Here is a 1161-nt window from a genome sequence, read left to right as displayed (position 1 = left end):
CGCAGTGATGCCTAACCCTTCCATCGAGGGGGACGTCCAAGGGCTGGCGCCCTTGGCCGCCCCTCATGTCAAACGTTGGGCGAACTCCAGGTGAGCTTTTACGTGCTCGGCCCCTTTGGCCGCGCCAGATACCTTAACCATCACCTCGGAGGCTTTATCCGTGACTCGCTTAACTCGGCCTTTCAGATCGCCGGTCTTATTGGCCTTGGTCTTGACCTTCCCCTCTAGCAACCCGGCTAGAGTGTCATAGCCCTTATTCATCGATCCCCCACTTGTTTAAGTTGCGTTGAAGCAAACCGGCGACTTCCTCGCGGTGGGAATCGATCTTTTCAGATAGAGCTAGAACCGCCTGGCGGTTGAGCTTATCCGACTCTCTAAACTCGGTGTTCAGTACCTTGGCGATCTGGTTCAGGTTCCGGCCTATTGCCGCCAACTCCCTGTTTGACGTTCGCAGTGCTTGGATCTCGCTCTCGGTAAGAACCGGCTCGCGGTTCAGGTTGGCCATTGCAACAGCCGTTAGCCACGCCGTCCGACTGGTGAACCCTTCGGCCTTCGCTCGCTTCGTGATGCGCTTCATGTCTCTGGTGTTCAACCTGATATTGAGCTGATCCGTCTTGGTTTCCTTCAGCCCCTTATGGTCAAGGGCAACACTGCCCGCCGTAACCTTCTCGATCATTAGGCCCAGCATGTCGGATTCAGATACGCCCTGAGCGTGGCAGAAAGCCTGCCAGGCTTCTTTTTGCTCCTTAGTGACGCGCCTTTCGATCCGATAGCTCTTTGCCATTAACGACCTCTTTAAACATGGGGGGGCAGGGGGGGACAGGTGCAATTTTAGCACAAGCGGCGGCAGACGCTAGCAAATTGCGAATCCTGCCCTAGTTCTAACCCCCCCATGTTTTTTCGTACGTACGAAATTTTTCGGTTTTGCAGTGGCTTTTGGCCTTCGGCCAGGCTCACCAGGTCGCGGGGCTCCCTGGCTCGTCGGCTTCCCCTAACTTTGGATTGTGCAATCCAAAAGGCTGCCGCATAATGGTTATAGATTGTGCAATCCAATACACGGAGCAGGGCACTAGATGAAACCAACATGGCGGACATCAGTAATCTATTGGGTTCCTTTTCTCTGTGGCTTTTTAAGCGGATAACTTTTTTCAATGGTGCCGC

General features: G+C 54.3%; 3 protein-coding genes. All 3 read right to left on the bottom strand.

The features are described 5' to 3' along the window. Positions 1-63: 63 nt before the first annotated feature. On the bottom strand, positions 64-261 hold the full coding sequence (locus tag OKC31_RS21605; protein WP_172686234.1) for a hypothetical protein: 198 nt from the start codon (positions 259-261) through the stop codon (positions 64-66). Further along, a complete protein-coding gene (locus OKC31_RS21600) occupies positions 254-784 on the bottom strand; it encodes a plasmid mobilization protein (RefSeq protein WP_011191315.1) in 531 nt (176 codons plus the stop codon). Before OKC31_RS21600 ends, OKC31_RS21605 begins: the two co-directional genes overlap by 8 nt. Positions 785-831: 47 nt before the next feature. Continuing rightward, on the bottom strand, positions 832-1161 hold a 330-nt coding region (locus OKC31_RS21595; RefSeq protein ID WP_270657745.1), incomplete at its 5' end, for a hypothetical protein.

The organism is Aeromonas sp. Y293-4 (assembly GCF_027705905.1).
Classification (GTDB): Bacteria; Pseudomonadota; Gammaproteobacteria; order Enterobacterales; family Aeromonadaceae; genus Aeromonas; species Aeromonas veronii.
Note: the sequence above shows the minus strand (reverse complement) of the source record. Positions and strands in the feature narration are given on the sequence as shown.